Below are 1,789 nucleotides of genomic sequence, written 5' to 3'. Positions count from 1 at the left end.
GTGGGGGGCGCGGTAGCGCCGGGCGTTGTTTTTCACCTCCCGGGGGACCCCGGGCCCCCCCGACTCCAGCAGTGCGCCGCCCTGGCCTCTGAGCGATTGGATGCGCGCCACGACTCGATCGGCCTCGTGCTCTTCGTTGTCGCACTCGACCACCTGCACCGGGTCGCCGTCGCCCAGGTCGCTCCACAACTTTTTCTCGAAGAGTTTCGGGTTGTGGCCGATCACCGCGTTGGCCGCCCGCAAGATGTGGCCGGTGGAGCGGTAGTTCTGCTCCAGCGGGATCACCTTCAGCTGCGGGTACTCCTGCGGCAGGCGGCGCAGGTTGTCGATGGTGGCGCCGCGCCAGCCGTAGATGCTCTGGTCGTCGTCGCCCACGGCGGTGAACATCGCGCGTTCGCCGGCCAGCAACTTGAGCATTTCGTACTGGATGGCATTCGTGTCCTGGTACTCGTCGACCAGCAGGTAACGCAGCGTGTCTTGCCATTTGGCGCGCACCTCGGTGTCACGTTGCAAGAGCTTGTGTGGCAGGCCGATCAGGTCGTCGAAGTCGACCGCCTGGTAGGCAGCGAGCCGCTCCTCATAGCGCTTCATCACCTGCTGGGCGATGCGCTCGTCGTCGGTCTCGGGCTGCACGGTGTCGCTGTGCAGGCCACCGTTCTTCCACAGGCTGATGGTCCATTGCCAACGCCGCGCCAAGTTGTTGTCGCTGGTCGCGCCGGCGTCTTTCAGCACACCCAGCACGTCGTCGCTGTCGAGGATGCTGAACTGCTGCTTCAGCCCCAGCTTCTCGCCTTCTGCGCGAAGAATGCGCACGCCCAGCGAGTGGAAGGTGCTGACCACCAAGTTCTTGGCGGCGCGCGGGCCGATCAGCGCCTTGGCGCGCTCGCGCATTTCTTGCGCGGCCTTGTTGGTGAAGGTGATGGCGGCGATCTGCCCCGGCGCGTAGCCGGCTTCCAAGAGGCGCGCGATCTTGTGCGTGATGACGCGCGTCTTGCCCGAGCCCGCGCCGGCCAGCACCAGGCACGGGCCGCCGAGGTGGTGCACGGCTTCCATCTGGGCGGAGTTGAGGGTGTCGGCCACGGTGCGTCTCTGAAGGGCTGCGCATGATAGTCAGTGCACCGTCATCAGGCTTTGTGGCGGCTGTGGTAAACCGCTTGGCCATGAGCCTTCCGACCCGTCGCCGCCAAGTTGTTCTCAGCCTCTCGCTTGCACCGCTTTTCGTGCGCCATGCACGAGCCGCCGACACGCCACGCTTTGCACTGGGCATCGCTTCGGGCCACCCCAAGCCCGACCGTCTGGTGTTGTGGACACGCCTGAGCGGCGCCGACCTGCCGCCCAAGGTCGACGTGCGCTGGGAACTCGCGCACGACGAAGCCTTCACCAAGATCGCAGCGAGCGGCACCGAGCAGGCCGAAGCCGCCTGGGCCCACAGCGTGCACGCCGAGCCGCAAGGCTTGCAACCGGCTCGCTGGTACTGGTACCGCTTCACGGCGCTCGGCCAGCAAAGCGCGGTCGGGCGCACCCGCACCGCACCGGCGGCCGATGCCGACGTGAGCGCGCTGCGTTTTGCCATCGCCAGCTGCCAGCGTTGGGACCACGGTCACTACGCCGCCTGGCGCCACCTGGCCACACAAGAGCTCGACCTGGTGCTGTTCCTCGGCGACTACATCTACGAATACGCCTCGCCACCGCTGGCGCTGCGCCACCACGCGGGCACCGCCACGCAGACGCTCGACGACTACCGCAACCGCTACGCGCAATACAAGGGCGACCCGGCCCTGCAGGCCGC

The 1,789-nt window shown here is 67.2% G+C and carries 2 protein-coding genes; one reads left to right on the top strand and one right to left on the bottom strand.

The window, feature by feature from the left end; genetic code table 11:
- Positions 1-1,053 (bottom strand): ATP-dependent helicase (locus tag RMO40_RS03045; RefSeq protein WP_489660094.1); only part of this gene is annotated, 1,053 nt, incomplete at its 3' end.
- 167 nt (positions 1,054-1,220) lie between these two features.
- Between RMO40_RS03045 and RMO40_RS03040 the strand changes: the two genes are divergently transcribed.
- A partial coding sequence (locus tag RMO40_RS03040; RefSeq protein ID WP_309716144.1) for a PhoD-like phosphatase N-terminal domain-containing protein occupies positions 1,221-1,789 on the top strand: 569 nt, incomplete at its 3' end.

The sequence above is a fragment of the Rhizobacter sp. genome (assembly GCF_031412075.1).
In the GTDB taxonomy this organism is placed as follows: domain Bacteria; phylum Pseudomonadota; class Gammaproteobacteria; order Burkholderiales; family Burkholderiaceae_C; genus Rhizobacter.
This window is presented reverse-complemented; position numbering and strand designations above follow the sequence as displayed.